We start from the raw sequence: 25,303 nt of genomic DNA on the forward strand, positions 1-25,303 counted from the left end.
GGCTCATCCGTCGGCCCCCGTCCGCAGCAGCTCGGGCAGCGGGAGGCGGCGCTGGCCCCGCGCGAGAGCGACGGAGACGGCGGCGAGGGCGACGAGGAGCGCGAGCGGGGGGAGGGCGAGCGCCTGCCACGGGAGGATCAGCTCGACCGCGCGTCCGCTCGCCACGGCCGCGATCCGCGGGCCGACGAGCGCGAGGACCACGCAGCCCGCGCCCAGCCCGACCACGATCCCCGCGAGGGCCGTCGCGAGCGTGTCGGCGGCCATCACGGTCAGCATCCCGCGCCGGGAGAGCCCGACCGCGCGCAGCTGGGCGGCCTCGAGTCGTCGAGCCCGGTCGACGGCGGCCGCGCGGGCGCCGAATCCGGCCAGGGCGAGCAGCAGGCTCGCCCACACCACCACGGAGGCGGCGGCCGGGATCTCGGCACGCAGCGGCGCCTCGAGCATGCGCCGGGCGAGCGAGTCGGCGTCGACGCTCGCGCCGTCGGGCGACGGCGTGATGCTCGCGGCCCAGTACTCGTCGACCAGCGGACCGAAGGCGGCCGACTCCGCGAGGCGGTGCGAGAGCGCTCGTCCGTCGACGACGATCGTGCTCTCGTCGCGCACGCTCGAGGGGAGCCCGGCCGCGAGGGAGGCGAGGTCGTCGGCCGTCGCGGCGCCGGGCACCCCGACCGTGTCGCCGACCATCCGCACGACGACCGGCGCACCCGCGAGGAAAGCGGTGAGGTCGCCTCCCGGGACCACGTCGAGGTCGTCGGCCAGCACCGCGGGGACGACGGCTCCGACGCGCGCTCCCGGCTCCCAGCCGACGGCTCCGTAGGTGACGGGCGCCTGGGTGAGCACCGTCGTCACCGACAGCGCCACACCGGTGTCCGTCACGGCGACTCCGGCCGGCAGCGTCGGGTCGTCCTCGTTCGATCCCACCCAGCTCGCGGCGTCGGCCATCGGGACGGGGACGGACGCTGCGGCATCGGTCACGGCGGCGACGTCCTCGAGCGACACGCCGACGACCGCGACCTCGGCTGCCCCAGCGCCCCGGAGCGTCGCCGTGACGGCGACGAAGCGGATCCCGTCCGCGAGGGGGATCGCGCCGTCGGGCGAGGTGAGGGTCGCCGCCTCCGCCGGTGCGGTGACCGCTCCGAGCGGCAGCAGCGACAAGGTTCCGCGCGCGTCCTCGACCACGGCGGTGATCCCCGCCTCGACGCCGTCCGGCGCCTCGACAGCGACCCGCGCCTGCAGCGCGACGGTGCCTGCGGGCAGCAGCGGGCCCGTGTCGTCGGTGTCGTCGGCGGGCAGCTCGTCCAGGATCGTTGCGCCGCCCGCCCCGGCGACCGGATCGACGCCCTCGCCGAGCGAGCGGCGCGCCGGGCCGTCGAGCGCGAGGATCTGCGCGGCGGAGGAGGGTCCGTCGCCCTCCGCCCCGGCAGGCACCAGCCTGGTCACCAGGCTCTCGCGACGCAGCACGGGCCATGCGTCCGCCGGTGCCGCGTCGACGGTCGTCCGCGCCGGAGCGCCGACGGCCACGGCCGCCTGATCGTGCACCGCCTGCTGCCAGGTGGCGCTCGTCCCGAGAGCGATCACCGACGCCCCCGCGGTGAGCGCCACCAGCACGATCCCGGAGGACCGACCGGAGCCGCGGGCCGCGAACCAGCCGGCCAGCGGAGCGACCGCGCCGCGCGAGCGGACGGCGAGGAGTGCCAGCGGGCGAGCCGACGCCTCGGCCACTCGGCCGCCGATGATCGCGGCAGCGGTGAGCAGGACGGCTGGGGTGAGGGTGGGGAGGAGGTCGGCGCGGTCGAGTCCGCCGGTCGCCGCGCGCCAGACCAGCACCGCGGCGGCGACGACGACCACTGCCTGCGCCGCCACCGCGACGGCGCCGGAGGTCGCGCGTCCCCGCTCCGGGAGGCCGACCATCACGCCGACGATCAGCGCGACTCCGACCGCGCACAGCACCGCCCAGGAGTCGGGCAGCACCCAGCGGGGAAGTCCTGCGGCGTTCAGCGGGGGAGCGGAGGCGACGGCGGCGTGCAGGAGCACACCTCCCCAGGGCGTGAGCAGCGCGATCACGACCGCGACCGCGAGCGCGTCGACGGCGACCGCTCCGGTCAGCTGCGCCCGGGTCGCCCCGCGCTCGCTCAGCCGCTCGAACTCCTCGCGGCGCGCCTCGGCGAGCAGGCGGGTGACGGCGGAGGCCGAGGCGACCAGCACGACGACCAGGAGGAGGGCGACGACCAGGGCGGCCGACCGCGCGCCGTCGAGGCCGGCGGCGACGTCGTCGAGGGCCGTCGGCAGCTCGGTGTCGACGAACAGCGCGCCGTCGGGATGCGGAACCGACTGCGAGATCGCGGTCTCCGCCTCCGCGGCCCGCGCACGCAGAGCGGTCAGGCCGTCGACGCCGGTGGCCGAGAACGAGGGCAGCTCGACCGCTTCGAGCTGGGCGGGCGCGATCCCCGAGGCGTCGATCCCGCCCGGTGCCGCGAGCAGCGGTCCGACGGCGTGGACGGGGGTGAAGAAGGAGCGGTCCGGTTCGGGGAAGTCGACGGCGTCGCCCTGGGCCTGCAGGGGGTCGTTCTCCCAGAACGGACCGGATGCGGCGTCGTAGAGCGCGTCGATCCGGAGCAGAACGTCGGAGTCGTCGCCTCCGAGGACGAGCGGGTCGCCGACCGCGAGTCCGAGTGAGCGCGCCGCGGCCACCGGGAGGGCGATCCCCGGAGCCTCGGTCGGCCAGGCTCCCTCGACCAGGGTCGCCTCGGCGCCCGGATCGTCGAGCTCGGCGAGGAAGGAGTAGACGCCCTCGGGAGTGGTCGACCAGTTCGAGCCGGCCCAGCCGGTGCTCGACCACTCGACTCCCGCGCCGTAGGCCTCGCGAGTCGCGGTGTCGACCGCGGTGCGCGCGTCCGCGACGGGGCCCGAGGGATCCAGGACCCGCACGGTCACCGCGACGCGGTCGGTCGCCAGTGCGGTGAGCGTGCCGCTGACACCGCTCTGCTCGGTCGAGCGCACGAGCAGGAGGGAGCCGCAGAGGACGGAGCCCGCGAGAATCGCGACGGAGAGCACCAGGCAGAAGAGCTTCGCCTGCGACCGCCAGCGGCGCACGGCGAGTGCGGCCGCCCACAGGGGCAGGGATCCCGACGCGGTGACGACCGTGCACCTCCTTCGGTGAGCTGATCCAGCGGCCGTGACCGCCCGCCGAGTCTAGGCGGGTGAGAGCGCTCTCGCCGATCGCCCCGCCTGCGCGGTGTCAGCTCCGGGCGGCCGCGTACTGCTCCCGGATGACCGCGCGGTGATCCGGCGTCGGCTCCGCCAGCGACGTGACCTCCCACGTCGGCCGCTCGCCGGTCAGCGCCCAGGCGGCCTGCACCGCGGCGCCGTCGGCCACGTACTCGCCGGGCGTCGGCACGACCACCGGCACGTCGAACACCTGCGAGGCCGCGAGCTGCACCGCGCGGTTCTGAGCCGCGCCGCCGATGAGGAGGATCCGCCCGGCCGCCACGCCCTGCGCACGCACCGCGTCGAGGCCGTCGGCGAGGCCGCAGAGCATGCCCTCGATCGCCGCACGGGCGAGGTTCGGGCGGGTGGTCGAGGCGATCGTCATCCCGTGCAGGCTGGCGGTCGCGTCGGGCAGGTTCGGGGTGCGCTCGCCCTCGAAGTAGGGCACGAGCACGAGGCCGCCGGCTCCCGGCTCGGCCTCGAGCGCGAGGGCCGCGAAGTCGTCGAAGTCGCTGCCCAGCAGCGCGGCGGTGGAGGCGAGCACCCGCGCCGCGTTGAGCGTCGCGACGAGCGGGAGGAAGCCCCCGCTCGCATCGGCGAAGCCCGCGACGGTGCCGGAGGCGTCGCGCACCGGCTCGTCGGTCACCGCGAAGACGGTGCCGCTCGTGCCGATGCTGACGACCACGTCGCCGGGGCCGGCGCCCAGGCCGAGCGCCGCTCCGGCGTTGTCACCCGCTCCCGGACCGACGACGAGACCGCTCTCGGTGCGGCCCGCCGCCTCCGAGGGGCCGAGCACGCGGGGGAGGAGCGGGCGGTGGCCGAGGGCCCGCTCGAGCAGCTCCAGGTCGTAGCCGTCCGCGCCCCAGTAGGACGTGCCGGAGGCGTCGGAGCGATCGGTCGTGAGCGCGTCGAGCTGCGGGCCGCGCGACGAGTCGGGACCGAAGCCGAGGAGGCGCCAGGTCAGCCAGTCGTGGGGCAGGGCGACGGCGGCCACGCGGGCGGCGTTCGCGGGCTCGGCGTCGCGCAGCCAGCGCAGCTTGGTGGCGGTGAAGGAGGCGACGGGCACGGTGCCGGTTCGCCGCGCCCACTCCTCGGCGCCGAGCTCGTCGATGAGGGTGCTCGCGGCGGCGGCGCTGCGGGTGTCGTTCCAGAGCAGGGCCGGCCGGATCACCCGGCCCTCGGCGTCGAGCACGACCATGCCGTGCTGCTGGCCGCCGACCGAGATCGCGGCGAGGTCGTCGAGGCCGCCGGCGTCCGCGATCGCGAGCTGCAGCGCCTCCCACCACGCGGCCGGATCGACCTCGGTGCCGTCGGGGTGCGACGCGCGGCCGGTGCGCACGACGGCTCCGGTCTCGAGGTCGCGGACGACCACCTTGCAGCTCTGGGTGGAGGAGTCGATGCCTGCGACGAGCGTCATTGCCGTGTCCGTTCCTTGCGCGAGATCTCGCGGATCGTTGGCGGGGAGCGATCCACCGCCGGGAGACAGGAGAACGGACGAGACCCCGCGGTCGGCGCGGGATCTCGTCCGTGTCAGGGCGACTCGAGGAGTCGTCCCCGGGGGAGTGGGTCAGCGAGCGCCGAGGAGGTGCTCGGTGGCCAGCTGCTGCAGGCGCACGAAGCCGAAGCCCTTGCCGCCCAGGTAGGCGTCGGTGTCGAACGTCTCGTACGACGCGGAGTCGGCGAGCAGGTCGTCGTAGGACTCGCCCTCGTTGAGGGTCGGGGTCGAGAGCTCGCCGACCTTGGCGGCGGCGAGCGCCTCCTGCACCTCGGGGTCGGCGCGGAAGGCCGCGGCGCGCTCCTTGAGCAGCAGGTAGGTGCGCATGTTCGCGGCGGCCGAGTCCCAGACTCCGGTCTCCTCCTCGGTGCGCGAGGGCTTGTAGTCGAAGTGGCGGGGGCCGTCGTAGGCGGGCACGCCGCCGGGGCCGCCGTTCTCGAGGAGGTCGACGAGCGAGAACGCGTTGTGCAGGTCGCCGTGACCGAAGACGAGGTCCTGGTCGTACTTGATGCCGCGCTGGCCGTTGAGATCGATGTGGTAGAGCTTGCCGTGGTAGAGCGCCTGGGCGATGCCGGCGGTGAAGTTCAGGCCCGCCATCTGCTCGTGACCGGTCTCGGGGTTGACGCCCACGAGCTCGGGACGCTCGAGCGAGTCGATGAACGCGATCGCGTGGCCGAGGGTCGGCAGGAGGATGTCTCCGCGGGGCTCGTTCGGCTTGGGCTCGATGGCGAAGCGGATGTCGTAGCCCTTGTCGGTGACGTAGTCGCCGAGCAGGTTGACGGCCTCGCGGTAGCGCTCGAGGGCCGCGCGGATGTCCTTGGCGGAGTCGTACTCGGCGCCCTCGCGGCCGCCCCACATCACGAAGGTCTTGGCGCCCAGCTCGGCGGCGAGATCGATGTTGCGGAGGACCTTGCGCAGCGCGAAGCGGCGCACGTCGCGGTCGTTCGAGGTGAAGCCGCCGTCCTTGAAGACCGGGGCGCTGAAGAGGTTGGTGGTGACCATCGGGACGATGAGACCGGTCGACTCGAGCGCGCCCTTGAGGCGGTCGATCTGGGTCTGACGCTCGGCGTCGGTCGAGCCGAACGCGAAGAGGTCGTCGTCGTGGAAGGTGAGGCCGTAGGCGCCGAGCTCGTCGAGCTTCTCGACGGCGTGCACCACGTCCAGCGGCGGGCGGGTCGGGCCGCCGAACGGGTCGGCCCCGTTGTAGCCGATGGTCCAGAGGCCGAAGGAGAACTTGTCGGCGCGAGTGGGGGTCAGAGTCATGAGGACGATCCTTTCCGGCGACGTCGCCGAATTGTTGTTGTGCCCAACATATCGGCTGCCCGGTCGCGGGCGCAACGACGGAGGCGCCGGGGCACCGTTCGTCGGACATATCGCCGCTTGCTGAGAAACGGTTGCGGAAGCGCTTCGACTCTGCGTACAGTGCTCAGCACACCGCCGGTCGAAGCGCTTCGAACTTCGTCCCGGCTCCGACGACGAGGTCCGACAGGAGGAACGATGGCGACCATCCACGACGTCGCCCGCGTTGCCGGGGTCTCGATCAGCACCGTCTCCTACGCACTGTCCGGCAAGCGCTCGATCGCGGCGTCCACCCGGCAGCGGGTCGACGAGGCGGTGCGCCAGCTCAACTACCGCCCCCATGCCGGCGCGCGGATGCTCGCCGGTGCACGCACGCACATCATCGCCCTGTCGGCCCCCCTGCACGAGGACGGCCACCTGCCGACCCACATGCGGTTCGTGACCGCCGTCGTCGAGACTGCGCGGAAGAACGACTACGACGTCCTGCTCCTGGCCACGGACGACGAGGTCAGCGGCATCCGCCGCGTCGCCTCCAGCTCCCTGGTCGACGCCGTCGTGGTCATGGGGGTCAACGAGGTCGACGAGCGAGTGGACCTCGTCGAGGCGCTGTCGCTCCCGGCCGCCTTCATCGGCGTCCCGCGCAACGGCGGCTCCCTGTCGTGCGTCGACCTCGACTTCGAGAAGGCCGGCGCGGTCACCATCGAGTCCCTCGCCGCCCTCGGTCACCGCTCGATCGGGATCGTCGGCCACCCGCACTCCTACCTCGACCGCGAGACCAACTTCATCCGCCGCTTCAACGACGGTGTCGAGGCGGCAGCAGCCGCGCACGGCGTCGACGTCGCCCGCGTCTGGCCCGAGATCGGCCGTGTGACCGCGCAGCGCGCGTTCGACGAGCTCCAGGAGTCGCTCCCCGGGATGACCGCGCTCGTCTTCCACTGCAACGAGCCCGTGGTCGAGGCGGTGCTCGGCCGGATCCGCCAGCTCGGCCTGAGCATCCCGGGCGATCTCTCCGTCTTCGCCGCGTGCGCCAGCTACGCGACCGATCTGCTCGAGGTCCCCCTCAGCACGATCCCCCTTCCTCTCGACGAGATGTGCCGCATCGCCGTCGAGAACGCCCTGCGCCTCGTGCGCGGGGGTGACGAGCACGGCGTGACGCTGATCCCGCCTGTGCACGTCGACCGCGGCTCCGTGTCCGCGGTCGTCGTCTGACTCCTCCCCACCGACCGACACTGCCCTCCCGTCCGCGAATCGTCGAAACGCTTCGACGACAGTGCGGCCACCGCCTGCCAGCACGTCTTCTCCCCGACCACCGAATCCACCACCTGCACCGTCCTGCACGCGTCAGACCTGCACCGTCCTACAGAGAGGTAGAACCTTGAAAATCACACGTGGCCTCGGCGCCATCACCGCCTTCGCCGTCTCGGCGGCACTGCTGACCGGCTGCTCAGCCGGCGGATCCTCCGACCCCGACACGTTGAAGCTCTGGCACTTCGAGGGGACCGACAGCGATGTCGGACTCGCCTGGGAGCGAGCGATCGAGATCTTCGAAGAGGAGACCGGAGCGAGCGTCGAGTACGAGGACAAGAGCTTCGAGCAGATCCGCTCGACCGCCAGCCAGGTCCTCAACTCCGACGAGGCTCCCGACGTGATGGAGTCGCCCAAGGGCAACGCCACCGCCGGCCTGCTCGCCAGCCAGGGGCTCCTCGCCGACATCACCGACGCGGTCGAGGAGAAGGGGTGGGACGACATGCTCGCTCCGTCCCTCCAGACGACTGCGCGCTACGACGAGAACGGCATCATGGGCTCCGGCCCCTGGGTCGGCGTCCCCAACTACGGCGAGTACGTCACCGTCTACTACAACACCGAGATGTTCGCCGAGAACGGTGTCGCAGTGCCGACGACGAACGAGGAGTTCGAAGCGGCGATGGACGCCTTCGTCGACAAGGGGATCACCCCCCTCGCGGAGGCGGGAGCGGAGTACCCGCTCGGACAGCTCTTCTACCAGCTCGCCCTCTCGCAGGCGGACCGCCAGTTCGTGAACGACTACCAGCTCTACGAGAACCCGGTCGACTGGACCAGCGGCCCGCTCGCCTACGCGGCCGACAAGCTCAAGGAGTACACCGACAACGGCTGGATCTCGACGAACGCGACCGGCCTCAAGGCCGAGGACATGGGCGTCGCCTTCATGGCGGGCGGCGAGTACCCGATGATGGTCTCCGGCTCCTGGTGGGCCGGCCGCGTCCTGAACGAGGCGACGTTCGACTGGGACACCTTCCTGTTCCCGGGCTCCGAGCTGGTCCCCGGCTCCTCCGGCAACATCTGGGTGGTCCCCGAGCGCGCCGCGAACAAGGACCTCGCCTACGAGTTCATCGACATCACGATGCGCCCTGAGATCCAGGCGATGATCGGCAACAACGGCTCCATCCCGGTCGCCGCGAACCCCGAGGACATCACCGACGAGAAGTCGAAGAAGCTCATCACCGACTTCAACTCGATCGTCGAGCGCGACGGCCTCGCGTTCTATCCCGACTGGCCCACGCCGAACTTCTACGACCAGCTCGTCGGCGCGACCCAGGAGATCGTGAACGGCACCCTCACGCCCGAGGCGGCTCTCGAGCAGCTCGGCACCGAGTACGAGGACGGCGTGGCCGACATCACCGGCTAGCGCTCCGACGGGAGGCGGGGCCCGACCGGTTCCGCCTCCCGCCCTCCCTCGACGACCCGACCTGGGGAGGGGCGGCTCCTGCCGCCCCCTGCGAAAGGACTTCCATGGCAACGACGCTTCCCGCGGTGAGACCCACCCGGCGATCGGATGGGCGCAGCTCCATCCCCGGTATCGGATCCGCCGGCTTCTGGTTCTACCTGATCCCCGGCCTGGTCCTCTTCACCGCGATCATCCTCGTTCCCCTCGTGTGGAACGTGTACCTCAGCTTCACCGACTGGCGCGGCATCCGACCCCCCGAGTTCATCGGTCTCGAGAACTGGATCGAGCTCTCGCAGGACGCCAAGTTCTGGACCTCCTTCCGCAACTCGATCGCCATGATCGTCGCCATGGTCATCGTGCCCACCCTGCTGGGGCTGGTGCTGGCGGCTCTGCTCTTCGACGTGATCGGCCGCAAGTTCGGCGGCCGAGTCGCGAGCTTCCTCCGCGCCACCTACTACCTCCCGCAGATCCTCCCCGTGGCGATCGCGGCGATCGTCATCGGCTGGATCCTCCGGCCCGAGAACGGCGCGCTCAACACGATCCTCGATTCGATCGGCCTCGGTGCGCTGCAGAGCAACTGGCTCGGGAGTCCCGACACGGCGCTGCTCTCGATCATGTTCGTGATGGTGTGGGTCCAGCTGGGCTACCCGGTCGTCATCTTCATGGCCGCACTGCAGCGTGTCGACCCCGAGATGTACGAGGCGGCCGAGCTCGACGGGGCCAACTGGTACCAGCGGTTCCGGTTCATCACCATCAGCGCGATCCGACCCGAGATCTTCGTGGTCACCCTCACCTGCACCATCGCGGCGCTCAAGGTCTTCGGTCCGATCTACGCGCTCACAGGAGGCGGGCCCGGCACGTCCACCATCGTGCCCAGCTACTACTCCTACATCCAGTTCTTCCAGAGCCAGCAGGTCGGCTACGGAGCGACGATCGCCACCGCGCTCACGATCGTCGTCGTCATCGTCGCGATGATCTTCCTCCGCTTCCAGGCCCGCTTCGAAAACGCAGAAAGCGAGCGCTGATGTCCACGATCGCTCCCGCCACCCCGGCGGACGAGGGCACCACGCCCCTCCCCGTCACCCCCGCCGGCCCGCGCCGTCGCGCCTCCGGTGCCCGCCGGACGCCGGGCGACTGGCTGTGGCTCCTCATCGCCATCGTGATCGCCGTGCTGATAGCCATCCCGTTCGTCATCATCGTGATCAACTCGTTCAAGTCCCCGGAGGACTACAACAGCTCGGGTCCGCTGGTGCTGCCCCGCGAGCTGTACTTCGACGGCATCGTGAACTTCTGGAACCGGGTGAACTTCCCGGAGAAGCTCGGCAACAGCATCCTCATCTCGGGCTCCGTGGCGATCCTCGCGGTCGTGGTGTCCGTCCTGAACGCCTTCGCGATCGGGATCGGCCGCGTGCGCTTCCGCTCGTGGATGCTCCTGCTGTTCCTGCTCGCCGACCTCATCCCGCAGGAGGCGCTCCTCTACCCGCTCTACTACATGTTCAAGGAGGTCGGGCTCTACGACTCGAAGCTGGCGATCGTGATCATCTTCACGGTCATCCAGAGCGCGTTCGGCACCTATCTGCTCTCCTCGGTCTTCGCGACCTTCCCCAAGGAGATCCTCGAGGCCGCTGTCATCGACGGGGCGAGCCGGCTGCGCATCCTGCTCCGGGTCGTGCTGCCGATCAGCCGCGGCACGCTCTCCGTGCTCCTCATCTTCTTCTTCATCTGGACGTGGAACGAGTTCCTCATCCCTCTGACGTTCCTGGTGTCGAACGAGAACCAGACGGTCCCGGTCGCCATCACGACTCTGCAGGGCGACCGCCTGATGGACGTGACGACGACGAGCGCCTCGGCGCTGCTCGGCCTCATCCCGACGCTGCTCTTCTTCCTGTTCTTCCAGCGCACCCTCACCCGCGGCATCACCGCGGGCGCGGTCAAGTGACGACCGCTCCGACGAAAGGACCATCATGAAGTTCACCGACGGCTTCTGGCAGCTGCGCCCGGGTGTCGAGGCGCTGTACGCCCGCGAGGCGTACGACATCTGGCCGGAGGGGCAGAACGGGATCCGGGTCACGGCACCGACCGCCGTGATCGAACGGCGCGGCGACACCCTGAACAGGCCGGTCCTCACCGTCACGCTGACGTCTCCGCTCCCTGACGTCATCGGCGTGCGCATCGAGCACCACGTCGCGTCGGAGGATCGCGGATTCGACCTGGTCGGTGCGGAGGAGGGACACGGAGTCGTCGTCATCGACGAGACCGGCGGAACGCTGACGTCCGGCCGCCTGAGCGCCCGCATCGCCCCCGGTGCTCCCTTCGAGCTCGTCTTCGAGGCCGAGGGACGCATCCTCACCACCGCGGGCGAGAAGTCGATGGGATACCTGCGAGTCCGTCCCGACGCCCAGGTCGACGGTGCGCCGGTCGGGAACGCTCGAGCCGGGTCCGGCCGTGCCCTCGCCCCGGTCTACCTCCACCAGCAGCTCTCTCTCGGGGTCGGCGAGCTCGTGTACGGCCTCGGTGAGCGCTTCGGACCGCTGGTCAAGAACGGCCAGAGCGTCGACATCTGGAACGCCGACGGCGGAACGTCCTCGGAGCAGGCGTACAAGAACGTGCCCTTCCACCTCACGAACCGCGGATACGGCGTGCTCGTGAACGACTCGTCCCACGTCTCGTACGAGATCGGATCGGAGGCCGTCGAGCGCCTCCAGTTCTCCGTCGCTGGGGAGGCACTGGAGTACTTCGTGATCTATGGCGGTGAGCCGGCCAGCACCCTCGAGAGGTACACCGCCCTCACGGGGCGCCCCGCCGAGGTGCCCGCCTGGTCGTACGGGCTGTGGCTCTCCACCTCCTTCACGACCGACTACGACGAGAAGACGGTCACGTCCTTCATCGACGGGATGGCCGAGCGCGACCTGCCCATCAGCGTGTTCCACTTCGACTGCTTCTGGATGCGCGAGTTCAACTGGTGCGACTTCGAGTGGGACCCTCGAGTGTTCCCGGACCCTGAGGGCATGCTTGCGCGCCTCCGGGCGAAGGAGCTGCGCATCAGCCTCTGGATCAATCCGTACATCGGTCAGCGCTCCCCGCTGTTCGCCGAGGCGTCGGCCGCCGGATACCTCGTGAAGAACCGCGACGGCTCCGTCTGGCAGTGGGACCTCTGGCAGGCCGGCATGGGCCTCGTCGACTTCACCAATCCCGCCGCGACTCGGTGGTACCAGGAGAAGCTGCGCGTGCTGCTGCGTCAGGGCGTGGACTGCTTCAAGACCGATTTCGGCGAGCGCATCCCGCTCGGCGTGACCTGGTTCGACGGCTCCAGCCCGGAGCGGATGCACAACTACTACGCGCAGATCTACAACGAGGCCGTGCACGAGGTCCTGGTCCAGGAGCGTGGGGAGGGGGAGGCCGTCCTCTTCGCCCGGTCCGCGACGGCGGGCGGCCAGCGACTCCCGGTGCACTGGGGCGGGGACTCGACCTCGACGTTCGAGTCGATGGCCGAGTCGCTGCGGGGCGGCCTCTCCCTGGCGCTCTCCGGCTTCGGGTTCTGGAGCCACGACATCGGCGGTTTCGAGGGCACGCCGGACGCCGCGGTCTACAAGCGCTGGACGGCGTTCGGGCTCCTCTCCTCTCACTCCCGTTTCCACGGCTCGGGGTCCTACCGGGTGCCGTGGGCCTTCGACGACGAGGCCGTCGAGGTGACCCGGGTCTTCACCCGCCTGAAGCTCAGGCTCATGCCCTACCTGCACGGAGTGGGTCTGGAGGCTTCGGCGACCGGCGTGCCGGTCATGCGCCCGATGATCCTGGAGTTCCCGGACGACCGCACGGTGGCCCACCTCGACACGCAGTACATGCTCGGCCCGTCGTTGCTCGTCGCTCCCGTGTTCTCACCCGACGGGGTCGTCGAGTTCTACCTTCCGCGGGGCCGCTGGGTCTCGTGGTGGGACGGCGGCGTCGTCGACTCCGTCGGCGAGTGGAGGACCGAGACGCACGGCTTCGACACCCTTCCGCTCTACGTCCGCGAGGGAACGCTGCTCCCCGTGGGAGCGCGGCAGGACCGCCCGGACTACGACTACCTCGACGGCCTCGAGCTGCGCTCCTACCCCGACGCGACCGGAGTGATGCCCGAGGGCGCCGGCGTCACCGTCACCACTCCGGACGGTCGGGTGCAGCGCTTCACGGCGTGACGGAGGCGCAGCGAGGGCACCGGCCGAGGAGGAAGCGCCTCGGCCGGTGTGCCGCGCGGCCGCCCGCGGGGGCCTCGCTCCGGCCGCCGATAGGCTGACCCCGGCAAGCAGAGGAGACCGCCGAATGCCCGATCACGCGACGCGCGGCAACAACCTCGACCGGGTCAGGCGTCACAATCTCGCCGCGATCCTCCGTCTCGTGCACCGCGGGGGCCCGCGCTCCCGCTCGCAGCTGACCCGGGCCACGGGGCTGAACCGCTCGACGATCGCCGCCCTCGTCGGCGAGCTCGTCGAGCTCGGCATCGTCCGCGAGCGCGAGCCCGACACCCTCAACCAGGTCGGGCGGCCGAGCCCGATCGTCGAGGTGGATCCGCGAGTGGTGGCGATCGCGGTCAACCCCGAGATCGACGCCGTGACCGTCGCGGTCGTCGGCTTCGACGCGGAGGTGCGCCGCCGCATCCGCCGCGCCGCCTCCGTCCCGAGCGCCGAGTCCGCCGCCCGCCTCGCGGCCGACGCCGTGGCCGAGCTGCTGGCCGAGCTGCCGGAGGACGCGCGGACGGTCGGCATCGGCGTCGCCGTGCCGGGCCTCGTCCGCGACGCCGACGGGCTGGTGCGCGTCGGCCCTCACCTCGGCTGGGTCGACGAGCCCTTCTCGCGGATGCTCGCCGAGGCGACGGGGCTCCCCGTACTGTCGGCGAACGACGCCAACCTCGGCGCGCTCGCCGAGAGCGTCCTCGGGGCGGGACGCGACGTCTCGCACCTCATCTACCTCAACGGCGGGGCGAGCGGCGTCGGCGCCGGCGTGATCGTCGGAGGCGCACCGCTGCACGGCATCGACGGCTACGCGGGCGAGATCGGCCACACCCTCGTCAACAGCGCGGGCATCGACTGCCACTGCGGCGCCGTCGGCTGCCTCGAGACCGAGGTCGGCCGCGCCGAGCTGCTGACGGTGCTGGGTCTGGCGGAGAGCGAGCGGCTCGAGGAGGCGCTCGCGACGTCCGAGGACCCGGCCGTGCGCGCCGAGGTCGAGCGGCAGCTGGGGCACCTCGCCGTGGCGCTGCGGAACGTCATCAACATCTTCAACCCGCAGCTGGTGGTGCTCGGCGGCTTCCTGGGGGCGCTCGTCGGCGTGGCTCCGGGATTCCTCGAGCAGCGCCTGGCGCGCGGCGGTCCGTTCCGCGTGGCGCTCGACTCGGTGCGCATCGCACGCACCGAGCTCGGCGGCGAGCTCCTGATGCTCGGCGCGGCTGAGCTCGCCTTCGAGCACCTCCTCGCCGATCCGCTGACCACGCTTCTCCACCCGGCCGGCGGGTCCCAGCCCGCCGCCTGACCGCCGGGCGATTCCGTTCCCCGGCGCGGTGTGGTCGAATGGATTCGATCGAGAGGGAATACCGCGACGCCCGACGCGCTTCCCCTCTAGGGCTGCGGGCGATCCGAGGGTCCACCGCGCCCGTTCTCACCGCTCCCGCACTGCGTCCGCGCAGGAAGGCCCCCGTGACCACTCTCTCCTCGCCTCCCACCGACTCCCTGCCCCGGCACCCGGGCGACGCGCTCTCGAACCGCCAGCGCCTCGTCTACGTCATCGTCCTCGGGGCGCTGACGGCTCTCGGGCCGTTCACGATCGACCTCTACCTCCCCGCGTTCCCCGCTCTGCAGAGCGAGCTGAACGTGACGGAGGCGGCGGTGCAGCTCACGCTCACCGGCACGACGCTCGGCTTCGCCCTCGGCCAGCTGGTCGTGGGCCCGTGGAGCGATGCCGTCGGCCGGCGGCTGCCCATCCTGCTGGCGACCTCGCTGCACGTACTCGCCTGCGTCGGCGCGGCGTTCGCTCCCGAGATCGTCTCGCTCGGCGTCTTCCGCTTCCTGATGGGAGCCGGCGCCGCGGCCGGCGGTGTCGTCGCCATGGCGATGGTCCGCGATCTCTTCGGCGGCCGCCCCCTGGTCAAGATGCTCTCGCGCCTCGCGCTGGTGTCGGGGCTCGCGCCCGTCCTCGCCCCGGTGATCGGCTCGCAGCTCCTGCTGGTGGTCGACTGGCGCGGCATCTTCGTCTTCCTCGCGGTCTACGGGCTCCTCGTGATGACCGCGGTCGCCCTGCTGGTCGTCGAGACGCGCCCCCGCGCCGCCCGTCACGAGCGCGACAGCCGCTCCCTCGTGCAGCGCTACCGCGCCGTGCTGAGCGATCGCGTGTTCCTCGGTGTCGCGGTCATCGGTGGCATGACCTTCGCCGGTCTGTTCACCTACCTCTCCAGCTCGGCGTTCCTCTTCCAGGGGCTCTACGGCTTCGACGCTCAGCAGTACGGACTGCTCTTCGCGGTCAACTCCCTCGGAGTCGTCACGGGTGTCCAGGCGGCCTCCTACCTGAGCCGGCGGATCGGGCCGCAGTGGATCCTCGCGATCACGACCGTCTCGCTCCTGGTCACCTCGGGTCTGATCGCGCTCTTCGACGTCCTCGACTTCGGTCTCTGGGGCACGCTGATCCCGCTCTGGCTGTTCATCGCCTCCTGCGGCTTCACCTTCCCCTGCGTGCAGGTGCTCGGGCTCGTCAACCACGGCAGGGAGGCGGGGACGGCCGCGTCGCTGCTCGGCGCCGTGAACTTCGGCACGGCCGGTCTGCTCTCGCCGATCTCGGGCATCTTCGGCGCGGAGTCGGCCGTGCCGATGGCCGCGGTGATGATGTGCACCGCCGCGGTGTCGATCCTGGCGCTGTGGCTGATCGTGCGACCGCGCACGGTTCCGGCCCTGCAGGACTGACCGCCGGCCGGTCGACCTCCGGCCGGTGGGACGCCTCCGGCTCGTCGGATCTCGAGTCCGGCGCATCTCTCGGCTCGTGAAGCGCCGTTCGGCTCGCAGGATCTCCGTGCTCCTGCGAGCCGAACGTGATTCCGCGAGGGGGTAGTCGCTCCGGACGCGCCCGCAAGCCCCCGCGGCTGAACATCGCGTGACGGCATCATGTCCGGATGGAATCGCGCAACGACCCGCCGTCGACCGACCCCGGCACCGCCCGCCCCGACGCCGTGCAGCGCGAGCGGATCGGCGAGCGCGCCCCCTCCGCCGACGTCGTCTCGTCGAGGCTCCTCACCCGCGAGGCGGCTCGCCGGGTCTCACGGCGCTGGCCGCTGATCTCGGCCTCGATCGCCCTGCTCGTCACCGTCGTCCTGGCCGTGATCATCGCGTTCCGCCCCACCTCGGCGTTCTCGTTCGACGTCGAGTGGATGGACGAGGTCGTCGAGCACCGCTCGAGCTTCTGGGACATCCCCGCCCTCGTGATGAACACCGTGGGGGCGGGCATCACCGGCACGGCCGTCATCCCGCTGGGCATCGTCGCCGTCCTGCTCCTGTTCCGGAGGCGGTGGGCCGCGCTCTACTACACGGTCGCCGCGCTCGCGAGCGTGGGTCTCACGCAGCTCGTCAAGGAGCTTGTCGGCCGCGCCCGCCCCGAGGACATGCTGGTGACCAGCGACTACGGCTCGTTCCCCTCCGGTCACACCGCGAACGCGGCGACGACGGCGATGGTGCTCGCGCTGATCTTCCCGCTGCTGTGGGTCTGGATCGCGGGCTTCCTCTACTCGATCGCGATGATGGCGAGCCGCACCTACCTCGGCGCGCACTGGCTGACCGACACCATCGGCGGGCTGCTGCTCGGCATCGGAGTGGCCCTCGTCGTCTGGGCACCGCTCGCCGGCCGCCTGCGCTCCGAGTCCGAGCTCCCGCATCCGCCGATCTGGGTGCGCGCCGATCGGTGAGCTCTCCGCGCTCCGGCCCCTGTCGTCGCGCCCGGGCCTGCTGATCGAGCAGCCCGTGCAGCGGGCGTCTCGAGATGTCCCAGCGTCCGCGGACGAGGCCGTCAGCTCCCGAACGCGTCCAGGCCGTCGAGCTCGTTGAAGGTGTAGACGTGCAGGCCGTGCAGCCTGTCGCCGGCCGCCGCCTCGAGGCGGCGGACGAAAGCGGTCGGATCGAAACGGCGCCCGCGGAGCAGTCCGCCGGCCACCGAGGAGTTGCGCGAGAGGAACCCGAGAGACGCGCCGACGCCGATCCGGGCTCCGAGGGTCAGCAGGCGAGTGCGTTCGACCGGCCCCGGCACTCCGGCCCACACCGGCGCGGCGATGCCCTGCGGGCGGAGTCCCTCGGCGTAGCGCACGACCGCGTCGACGTCGAAGCACATCTGCGTGACGATGCCCCGGATGAAGGGCGCGCGCTCGCGCAGGTGCCGCGCGATGCTCTCGTCCGACAGGTGCGGGTGCCCCTCGGGGTACCCCGCGATGTCGAGGGCGAGCCCGGGAGAGATCTCGACGGCGTCGCGGATCAGCTCGAGGCTCGTGGAGTAGGAGCCGGCGGCGTTCTTCGCGTCTCCCGAGACGACGAACGCCTCGTCGACGCCGGCCTCCCGCAGCCGTCCGAGGATCCGCTCGAGCTCGGAGCGCCCGGAGACGTTCCGGGCCGCGAGGTGCGGCACGACCCCGAAACCGCGCGCGGCGAGCTCGAGCGCGGTGTCGACGGTCCGCTCCGTCCCGTGCTGGGGGAGGCTCGTGATGGTGAGGGTGACGCCGGCGGGATCGGGGAACGCGCGCTCGGCCCGCTCGGCGATGTCGTCCGACGGGATGATCTCGAACCGCACCCTGCTCACCGTGCCAGCCTGCCACGCGGTCCCGGTGTCGGAGGCTCCCCCTAGCCTGGAGGCGGTCGTCGCCCGACGGCACCGGAGGGAGCCCCATGTACCTCGACGGCGACCGCATCGTCACGAGCCCCACCGATCTGTCGAACTGGGCGGCGTGCGAGTGGGCGGTGCTGCGGCGGCTCGACACCGCCCTGGGCCGCGCCCCCGCCCTCGTGGTGGCCGAGGACGACATGCTCGTGCGCACCGCCCGCCTCGGCGACGAGCACGAGCACCGCTTCCTCGCAGAGCTCAAGCAGTCGCACGAGGTCGTCGAGTTCGAGCGGCCGGAGCGCGCCGACTACCCGGCAGCGGCCGAGGCCGCCGTCGAGGCGATGCGGGCCGGTGCCGATGTGCTCTACCAGGCCACCTTCTTCGACGGGAGCTTCATCGGCTTCTCCGACTTCCTCCTCCGCACGCCTGACGGCGCCTACGAGGTCTACGACACCAAGCTCGCGCGCCACGCGAAGATCCCCGCGCTCCTGCAGCTCGCCGCCTACGCGGAGCAGATCGAGGCGCGGGGCATCCGCGTCGGCGCGCAGGTGCACCTCGTCCTCGGCGACGGCTCGGTCACGAGCCACGACCTCGCGACGATCGCTCCGGTGCAGCGCGTGCAACGGGCGCGCCTCCGCTCCGTGCTCGAGGAGCGGCTCGCCGCCGTCGAGCCCCTCGCCTGGGGTGATCCGCGCTACGCGGCGTGCGGGCGCTGCCCGGTCTGCGCTCCCGAGGTGCAGGCGCACCGCGATCCGATCCTGGTCGCCGGGATGCGACTGGATCAGCGCGCGAAGCTCGCGGCCGCGGGGATCACCAGCATCGACTCCCTCGCGGCGAGCACCGGTGCCGTCACGGGGATCAGCGCGGGCACCCTCGAGACCCTCCGCGATCAGGCGAGGCTGCAGCTCGAGTCCGAGGCCTCGCTCGGCCGGCCGCCGGTCGTGGAGGTGCTCGATCCCTCCGTGCTCGCGGCGCTGCCCGCCCCCGACCCGGGCGACCTCTTCTTCGACTTCGAGGGCGATCCCCTCCACACCGAGGACGACCGCCAGTGGGGGCTGGACTACCTCTTCGGCATGGTCGACGTCGACGAGCGGTTCACGGCCTTCTGGGCGCACGATCTCGCCGCCGAGCGCCGGGCCCTCCTCGACTTCCTGGCGCACCTGCGCGAGCGTCGCGCCCTCCACCCGCGCCTGCACGTCTACCACTACGCCTCCTACGAGCGCACGCACCTGCTCTCGCTGGCCCAGCGGCACGGGGTCGGCGAGGAGGAGGTCGACGGCCTCCTGCGCGACGGCGTCCTCGTCGATCTCTACCCGGTGGTCCGACGCGCGCTGCGGGTGGGCTCGCCGAGCTACTCCATCAAGAAGCTCGAGCCGCTCTACATGGGAGACGAGGCGCGCGACACGGCGGGGGTGACGAACGCCGCCGACAGCATCACCGCCTACGTCGAGGCCGTGGCCCTGCTCGCGGGACCCGATCCCGCGGAGGGGCGGCGCAGGCTCGAGCTGATCGCCGAGTACAACGCCTACGACTGCCGCTCGACGCTGCGGCTGCGCGACTGGCTGCTCTCGCTCGCGCCGGCCCGCGACGAGCTGCCACCGCTCGTCGAGGTCGACCTGCCTGTCGCCCGCGAGCCCGACCCGGTCGCGGTCGCCCTGCTCGCGCAGGTCGAGGGCGTCGAGCCGCGCGAGCGGACGCCCGACCAGACGGCCCTCGCCCTCGCGGCCGCCGCGATCGACTACCACCGCCGCGAGGCGAAGACCTTCTGGCAGGAGCACTTCGACCGCCTCCGCCAGCCGCTCGACGACTGGGCCGACACGCGCGACGTCGTCGTCGTCGACCGCGCCGAGGTGGTCCGCGACTGGTCCACCGCACCCCGGGCGCGCACCCTGTCCCGCGAGCTGCGCCTGTTCGGGCGGCTAGCTCCCGGCAGCCGGCTCAGCGCCGGCTCGAAGCCGTTCCTCGTCTACGAGGCGCCCGCACCTCCCGGAGCGCCCTCGCCCGGCCCCGGCCTCCGCGGCGCTTCCGACCGCAGCGAGATCCTCGCGATCCACGACGAGGGCGAGCGCGTCGTGCTCCTGCTCAAGGAGGCGGTCCGGTCGGGCGAGGATCCGCACGACGACGTCCCCCTCGCGCTCGCTCCCGCGCCGCCTCCCCGGGCGACTCCCCAGCCCGAGGCGATCGCCGAGTGGGGCGGGCACGTGCTCGACGCCCTGCCGGCGCTCCTGCCCGACCCTGCCCTCGACGTCCTGCGCCGCAGGCCGCCGTCCCGCGTCGTCCCCGTGCGCGACGACGACGTGATCGGCGCCGTCATCGCCTCCCTCCTGTCGATCGATCGTGCGACCCTCGCGGTCCAGGGGCCGCCGGGGACGGGCAAGACCTACCTCGGTTCGCACGTGATCGCGCGGCTGGTGCGCGAGCACGGCTGGCGGGTCGGCGTCGTCGGCCAGTCCCACTCCGTGGTCGAGAACGTGCTGACGGCCGTGGTCGGCAGGGGAGTCGATCCCGAGCGGGTGGTCAAGGTGCCCAAGGCCGGCACGGGCCAGGAGGCGCTCGCCGCGGCGGCCTGGACCGCGGTCAAGAACGGAGCCGCGCTCGCGTCCGTCCTCGCCTCCGAGGGGGGCTGCGTCGTCGGAGGCACCGCCTGGACCTTTGCGAACGACTCCGCCGTCCCGCGCCGCTCGCTCCAGCTGCTCGTCATCGACGAGGCGGGGCAGTTCTCGCTCGCGCCCACCATCGCCTCGTCGATCGCGGCCGAGCGCCTGCTGCTGCTCGGCGACCCGCAGCAGCTGCCGCAGGTGAGCCAGGGCTCGCACCCCGAGCCGGTCGACGAGTCGGCGCTGGGCTGGATCGCCGACGGTCACGACGTGCTCCCGCCCGCCTACGGCTACTTCCTGCGCGAGACCCATCGGATGCATCCGGCCCTCACCGAGGCCGTGTCCGAGCTCTCGTACGAGGGCGCGCTGACGTCGCGGGCGCCGGCGGAGCGCCTCCTCGAGGGCCTGGCGCCCGGCCTGCACTCGGCGCCCGTCGTGCACCACGGCGACACCACCTCGTCGCCCGACGAGGCGCGCCGCGTGGTCGAGATCGCCCTGTCGATGATCGGCCGCACCTGGAGCGACGAGCACGGCGAGCGGAGGCTGACCGCCGCCGACGTCATCGTCGTCGCCCCCTACAACGCGCAGGGCGGCCTCCTCCGCGAGGCGCTCGACGCCGCGGGCCTGCGCGAGACGGCCGTCGGCACCGTCGATCTGTTCCAGGGGAGGGAGGCGGTCGTCGCGATCGTCTCGCTCGCCGCGTCGTCGGGAGCCGACGTCCCCCGGGGCCTCGAGTTCCTGCTGATGCCCAATCGCCTCAACGTCGCGATCTCTCGGGCCCAGTGGGCGGCCTACCTGGTGCACTCGCCGGCGCTCGCCGCCTCGCCTCCGACCTCGCTCACCGCCCTCGAGCGCCTGTCCCGGTTCATCCGGCTCCTCGAGCGCGCCGCCGAGAACGCCGAGGAATGACGGAATCAGTGGTCATCGGCGCACTTCTCCTCCCTTCTGCCCCGTTCGCGTGCTTCTCCGCATCTGAATCCGTCGCTACGGTAGGGGGATGAGAATCCTCCTGGTCGGCGCCGGCGGCGTCGGCGACGCCATCGCCAAGATCGCCGCCCGCCGCAGCTTCTTCGAGCAGATCATCGTCTGCGACTACGAGCTCGAGCGGGCGGAGCGCACGGTCGCGTGGATCGCCGAGCGGCACGGCCTCGAGGGCGTCGAGAACCGCTTCGTCGCCGCCAGGATCGACGCGTCCGACGCCGAGAGCGTCGAGACCGTCGCCCGAGCGCACCGGGCGACCCACGTGATGAACGCCGTCGAGCCGAAGTTCGTGCCGACGATCTTCGCCGGCGCGCTCGCCGCGGGCGCCGACTACCTCGACATGGCGATGAGCCTGTCACGGCCGCACCCCGACGAGCCGCACTCCCTGACCGGCCTCAAGCTGGGCGACGAGCAGTTCGCCACGGCGAACGCATGGGAGTCGGAGGGTCGCCTCGCGCTGGTCGGCATGGGCGTCGAGCCCGGCCTCTCCGACGTGTTCGCCCGCTACGCCTCCGATCACCTCTTCGACGAGATCGACGAGCTCGGGGTCCGCGACGGGGCGAACCTCGTGGTCCGCGACGAGAGCGGGGCCGAGATCTTCGCCCCCTCCTTCTCGATCTGGACGACCATCGAGGAGTGCCTGAATCCTCCGGTGATCTTCGAGAAGGACCGGGGCTGGTACACGACACCGCCCTTCTCCGAGCCCGAGGTGTTCGAGTTCCCCGAGGGGATCGGGCCGGTCGAGTGCGTCAACGTCGAGCACGAGGAGGTGCTGCTCATGCCGCGCTGGCTCGACGCGAAGCGGGTCACCTTCAAGTACGGACTGGGCGAGGAGTTCATCGGAGTGCTGCGCACCCTGAACCTCCTCGGTCTGGATCGCACGGAGCCGATCCGCGTGCGCTCGTCGGAGGGGCCCGTCATGGTCGCCCCGCGCGACGTGGTCGCCGCCGCACTGCCCGACCCGGCCGGCATCGGCCCGCGGATGACCGGCAAGACCTGCGCCGGCCTCTGGGTCAGCGGCACGAAGGACGGCGCGCGTCGCGAGGTGTACCTCTACCACGTGAGCGACAACGAGTGGACGATGGCCGAGTACGGCACCCAGTGCGTGGTCTGGCAGACGGCGCTCAACCCCGTCGTCGCCCTCGAGATGCTCGCGACCGGTGTCTGGTCGGGCGCCGGGGTCCTCGGCCCCGAGGCGTTCGACGCGGCGCCGTTCCTGGAGCTGATGGCGCGGCCGGTCGCCGAGGGCGGCTACGGGCAGGCCTGGCACGTCCGCGAAGGCTGAGCGGACGTCGGAGGACCGAGCGCACCTAGGCTCGTTCCATGAGCATCGACGACGGGCTCGCCTCGGCGAGGGACGACGCGCGCGCGGCACTGGACGCCGCCCGGGCACTGCAGGCCGAGGCCGCGAGGGCACTCGAGCGGGCCGAGGCCGCAGCGGCGGCTCTCGGTGCCGTCGCGGGACCGGAGGAGGCGGCGGCGGTCGTCGACGACGTGCGGCTCGTCGCCGAGACGCCGGGCGGGCCTGCGGTGGGCGCGTCCGCTCCCGGCCCCCTGTCCGGACCGGCCGTCGACGCCGTCCGGGCGGGCTACGCCTTCACCGGTCCGGCGCTCGAGCTCGGCGCCCTCGTCAACGGCGAGGCGCGCGTCGACGTCCCGATCCGCATCCCGCTCGGGATGCTCAACCGGCACGGCCTCGTGGTCGGCGCGACCGGAACGGGCAAGACCAAGACCCTGCAGGTGCTCGCCGAGCAGCTCTCGGCGCACGGCGTCCCGGTCTTCGCGGCCGACATCAAGGGCGACCTCTCGGGGCTGGCGACCGCGGGCACCGCGAGCGACTCCCTCCTCGCGCGCACCCGCACGATCGGGCAGGAGTGGCGGGCCGAGGCGTCGCCCGCCGAGTACTTCGCTCTCGGCGGCATCGGCACCGGTGTCCCCGTCCGCGCGACCGTGACCGGCTTCGGTCCCCTCCTGCTCGCGAAGGTGCTCGGCCTCAACCACACCCAGGAGTCGAGCCTCGGCCTGGTCTTCCACTACGCCGAGTCCGCAGGGCTCCCGCTCGTCGACCTCTCCGACCTGCGCGCCGTCCTCACCTACCTCGTCGGCGACGAGGGCAGGGCCGAGCTCGCCGAGCTGGGCGGCCTCTCGAAGGCGACCGCGGGAGTGATCCTGCGCGAGCTGATCGCGTTCGCCGACCAGGGCGCCGACGTCTTCTTCGGCGAGCCCGAGATCGACACGGCCGAGTTCCTCCGCACGACCGCCGACGGCAGGGGCCTCGTCAGCCTGCTCGAGGTGCCCGGAGTCGCCGACCGTCCGGCGCTGTTCTCGACCTTCCTGATGTGGCTGCTCGCCGATCTCTTCAACGATCTGCCCGAGGTCGGCGACCTCGACCGTCCGAAGCTCGTCTTCTTCTTCGACGAGGCGCACCTGCTCTTCCGCGACGCGTCGAAGGACTTCCTCGCGGCGATCACCCAGACCGTGCGGCTGATCCGCTCGAAGGGCGTCGGCATCGTCTTCGTCACCCAGACACCGAAGGACGTCCCGGGCGACGTCCTCGCCCAGCTCGGCTCCCGGATCCAGCACCAGCTGCGCTCCCACACGCCCGAGGACGCGAAGGCGCTCCGCGCGACCGTCTCGACCTACCCCGAGTCCGACTACGACCTCGGCGAGATCCTCCAGGCGCTGCCGATCGGCGAGGCGGTCGTGACGGTGATGAACGAGCGGGGAGCACCGACCCCCGTCGCGTGGACCCGCCTGCGCGCCCCGCTCGGGTCGATGGCGCCCACCCCCGAGGCCGAGCGGGAGGCGAGCGTCCAGCGCTCCCCGCTGCTCGCCCGCTACGGCACCCCGCTCGACCGCGACTCCGCCCGCGAGATCCTGACCCGCCGCCTCGACGCGGCCGCCGAGGCCGAGGAGGCCCGCGTCGCCGCCGAGGAGCGCGCCGAGGAGGAGGCCCGCGCAGCGAAGGAGCGCGCCCGCGAGGAGGTCCGCCGCGCCAAGGAGCGCGCCACCGCCGAGCGCCGAGCCGAGGAGGCGGCCCAACGCTCGCGCCGCCGCACGACACCCAGCCGCACCTCCCGCACCCCGCGCCGCGACAAGACCGTCGTCGAGCAGGTCCTCGGCTCCTCGGCGGGGACCACGCTGCTCCGCGAGGTCGTCCGCGGCATCTTCGGCACGGCCCGCCGCCGTCGCTGACGGGGCGATCTGCGGCGTTGTCGTCGGTCGAGATACCGCCGGTATCGCTCCCTCCTCCGCCTTGCGGCTGACCCCGCTGAGCCCCGCGGTCCATTCCCGCTGCCTGCTGACGGAGTGGGCCGCGCAGCGGGCGTATCGAGATCCACCACGGTCAGCAGCTCCGGTCGCGACCCCCCTGCCCGGCCCCCCTCCGCCCCGATCCATCCGTCACGAACGGCCTGTCCGACTCCGAGAGCACGGGTCCTCTGCGCCGGGTCGCACACCTCGGCACCGAGTCCAGCGCCCGGGGCGACGGGGGCCCGCGTGTTAGCGTCGGTCCCCGTGACCGAGAGCCCGACGACCCGCGACCGCATCCTCCGGGCGACCGCCGAGCTCCTCGCCGAGGGCGGTCGCGACGCGGTCTCGACCCGGGCCATCAGCTCGGCCGCCGGGGTGCAGGCGCCCACCATCTACCGCACCTTCGGCGACCTCCGGGGCCTGCTCGACTCCGTCGCCGCCGCCGGATTCGCCGCCGCTCACGCCGAGTTCGAGCGCGTCGACCACCCGGCCGACCCGGTCGACGCCCTCCGCGCCGCCTGGGACCACCACGTCGCCTTCGGCCTCGCCGAGCCGCATCTGTACGCGCTGATGTTCACCGCGCGTCCGGGGGAGGAGTCGGAGGCGGCACGCCTCGCCCGGGGCGTCCTCCTCGAGCACGTCCGCGCCGTCGCCGACGCCGGCCGGCTGACCGTCGACGTCGAGCGAGCCGCCCGGCTGCTCCAGTCCGCGGCGCTCGGCTGCACCCTCACGCTGAGCGCCGTCGACGACGACGAGCTCTCGGCGCGCTCGCGCGAGGCCGTCCTCTCCGCGATCACGACCGCGGAGGCGGGTTCGGCCGATCCTGCCGCTCGCGCTGTCGCCGGCCATGCGGTCGCACTGCGCACGGCTCTGCCCGAGCTCGGCGCGCTGAGCGCGGGGGAGCGGGGACTCCTCGAGGAGTGGCTGGTCCGTCTCGCGCACTGA

General features: G+C 72.2%; 16 protein-coding genes. 12 read left to right on the forward strand and 4 right to left on the reverse strand.

What is annotated here, in order from left to right; translation table 11 throughout:
* Positions 1-3 precede the first annotated feature (3 nt).
* The 3 genes from B9Y99_RS13180 to xylA form a co-directional block, all read right to left on the reverse strand.
* Positions 4-3,093, reverse strand: a complete 3,090-nt coding sequence (locus B9Y99_RS13180; RefSeq protein ID WP_085477018.1) for an FtsX-like permease family protein — start codon at positions 3,091-3,093, stop codon at positions 4-6.
* A 145-nt stretch (positions 3,094-3,238) separates the two neighbouring features.
* Positions 3,239-4,624: a xylulokinase gene (xylB, locus tag B9Y99_RS13185; protein ID WP_085477019.1), complete on the reverse strand. Its 1,386-nt coding sequence runs from the start codon at positions 4,622-4,624 to the stop codon at positions 3,239-3,241.
* A 150-nt stretch (positions 4,625-4,774) separates the two neighbouring features.
* Positions 4,775-5,965 carry a xylose isomerase gene (xylA, locus tag B9Y99_RS13190; RefSeq protein WP_085477020.1) on the reverse strand — a complete coding sequence of 397 codons (1,191 nt, stop codon included), beginning with the start codon at positions 5,963-5,965 and terminating at the stop codon, positions 4,775-4,777.
* A gap of 234 nt (positions 5,966-6,199) precedes the next feature.
* Between xylA and B9Y99_RS13195 the strand changes: the two genes are divergently transcribed.
* The 8 genes from B9Y99_RS13195 to B9Y99_RS13230 all read left to right on the forward strand — a co-directional run bounded on the left by B9Y99_RS13195 (position 6,200) and on the right by B9Y99_RS13230 (position 16,626).
* Entirely contained in the window at positions 6,200-7,210 is a 1,011-nt protein-coding gene (locus B9Y99_RS13195) for a LacI family DNA-binding transcriptional regulator (protein ID WP_085477021.1), read from the forward strand.
* 166 nt (positions 7,211-7,376) lie between these two features.
* On the forward strand, positions 7,377-8,666 hold the full coding sequence (locus tag B9Y99_RS13200; protein WP_085477022.1) for an ABC transporter substrate-binding protein: 1,290 nt from the start codon (positions 7,377-7,379) through the stop codon (positions 8,664-8,666).
* Between the two features lie 104 nt (positions 8,667-8,770).
* Positions 8,771-9,730 (forward strand): carbohydrate ABC transporter permease, encoded by a 960-nt coding sequence (locus B9Y99_RS13205; RefSeq protein ID WP_085477023.1) that lies wholly within the window; start codon positions 8,771-8,773, stop codon positions 9,728-9,730.
* Positions 9,730-10,644: a carbohydrate ABC transporter permease gene (locus tag B9Y99_RS13210; protein ID WP_085477024.1), complete on the forward strand. Its 915-nt coding sequence runs from the start codon at positions 9,730-9,732 to the stop codon at positions 10,642-10,644. Before B9Y99_RS13205 ends, B9Y99_RS13210 begins: the two co-directional genes overlap by 1 nt.
* 25 nt (positions 10,645-10,669) lie before the next feature.
* Positions 10,670-12,883 carry an alpha-xylosidase gene (gene yicI / locus B9Y99_RS13215; protein ID WP_085477025.1) on the forward strand — a complete coding sequence of 738 codons (2,214 nt, stop codon included), beginning with the start codon at positions 10,670-10,672 and terminating at the stop codon, positions 12,881-12,883.
* 124 nt (positions 12,884-13,007) lie between these two features.
* Positions 13,008-14,213: an ROK family transcriptional regulator gene (locus B9Y99_RS13220; protein ID WP_085477026.1), complete on the forward strand. Its 1,206-nt coding sequence runs from the start codon at positions 13,008-13,010 to the stop codon at positions 14,211-14,213.
* Between the two features lie 38 nt (positions 14,214-14,251).
* Positions 14,252-15,634 carry a multidrug effflux MFS transporter gene (locus B9Y99_RS13225; RefSeq protein WP_085477027.1) on the forward strand — a complete coding sequence of 461 codons (1,383 nt, stop codon included), beginning with the start codon at positions 14,252-14,254 and terminating at the stop codon, positions 15,632-15,634.
* Positions 15,635-15,840: 206 nt separating this feature from the next.
* Positions 15,841-16,626 carry a phosphatase PAP2 family protein gene (locus B9Y99_RS13230; RefSeq protein WP_085477028.1) on the forward strand — a complete coding sequence of 262 codons (786 nt, stop codon included), beginning with the start codon at positions 15,841-15,843 and terminating at the stop codon, positions 16,624-16,626.
* Positions 16,627-16,727: 101 nt separating this feature from the next.
* On the opposite strand, the gene B9Y99_RS13235 is transcribed toward B9Y99_RS13230, so the two are convergent.
* Positions 16,728-17,507 (reverse strand): methylenetetrahydrofolate reductase, encoded by a 780-nt coding sequence (locus B9Y99_RS13235; RefSeq protein ID WP_085477029.1) that lies wholly within the window; start codon positions 17,505-17,507, stop codon positions 16,728-16,730.
* 86 nt (positions 17,508-17,593) lie between these two features.
* Between B9Y99_RS13235 and B9Y99_RS13240 the strand changes: the two genes are divergently transcribed.
* The 4 genes from B9Y99_RS13240 to B9Y99_RS13255 all read left to right on the forward strand — a co-directional run bounded on the left by B9Y99_RS13240 (position 17,594) and on the right by B9Y99_RS13255 (position 25,303).
* On the forward strand, positions 17,594-21,034 hold the full coding sequence (locus B9Y99_RS13240; protein ID WP_085477030.1) for a TM0106 family RecB-like putative nuclease: 3,441 nt from the start codon (positions 17,594-17,596) through the stop codon (positions 21,032-21,034).
* Between the two features lie 88 nt (positions 21,035-21,122).
* A complete protein-coding gene (locus tag B9Y99_RS13245) occupies positions 21,123-22,391 on the forward strand; it encodes a saccharopine dehydrogenase family protein (protein WP_085477031.1) in 1,269 nt (422 codons plus the stop codon).
* 38 nt (positions 22,392-22,429) lie between these two features.
* Complete coding sequence (locus tag B9Y99_RS13250; protein ID WP_085477032.1) at positions 22,430-24,301, forward strand: helicase HerA-like domain-containing protein; 1,872 nt, start codon at positions 22,430-22,432, stop codon at positions 24,299-24,301.
* Positions 24,302-24,622: 321 nt separating this feature from the next.
* Positions 24,623-25,303 (forward strand): TetR/AcrR family transcriptional regulator, encoded by a 681-nt coding sequence (locus tag B9Y99_RS13255; protein ID WP_085477033.1) that lies wholly within the window; start codon positions 24,623-24,625, stop codon positions 25,301-25,303.

The organism is Rathayibacter oskolensis (assembly GCF_900177245.1).
Taxonomy (GTDB): Bacteria; Actinomycetota; Actinomycetes; order Actinomycetales; family Microbacteriaceae; genus Rathayibacter; species Rathayibacter oskolensis.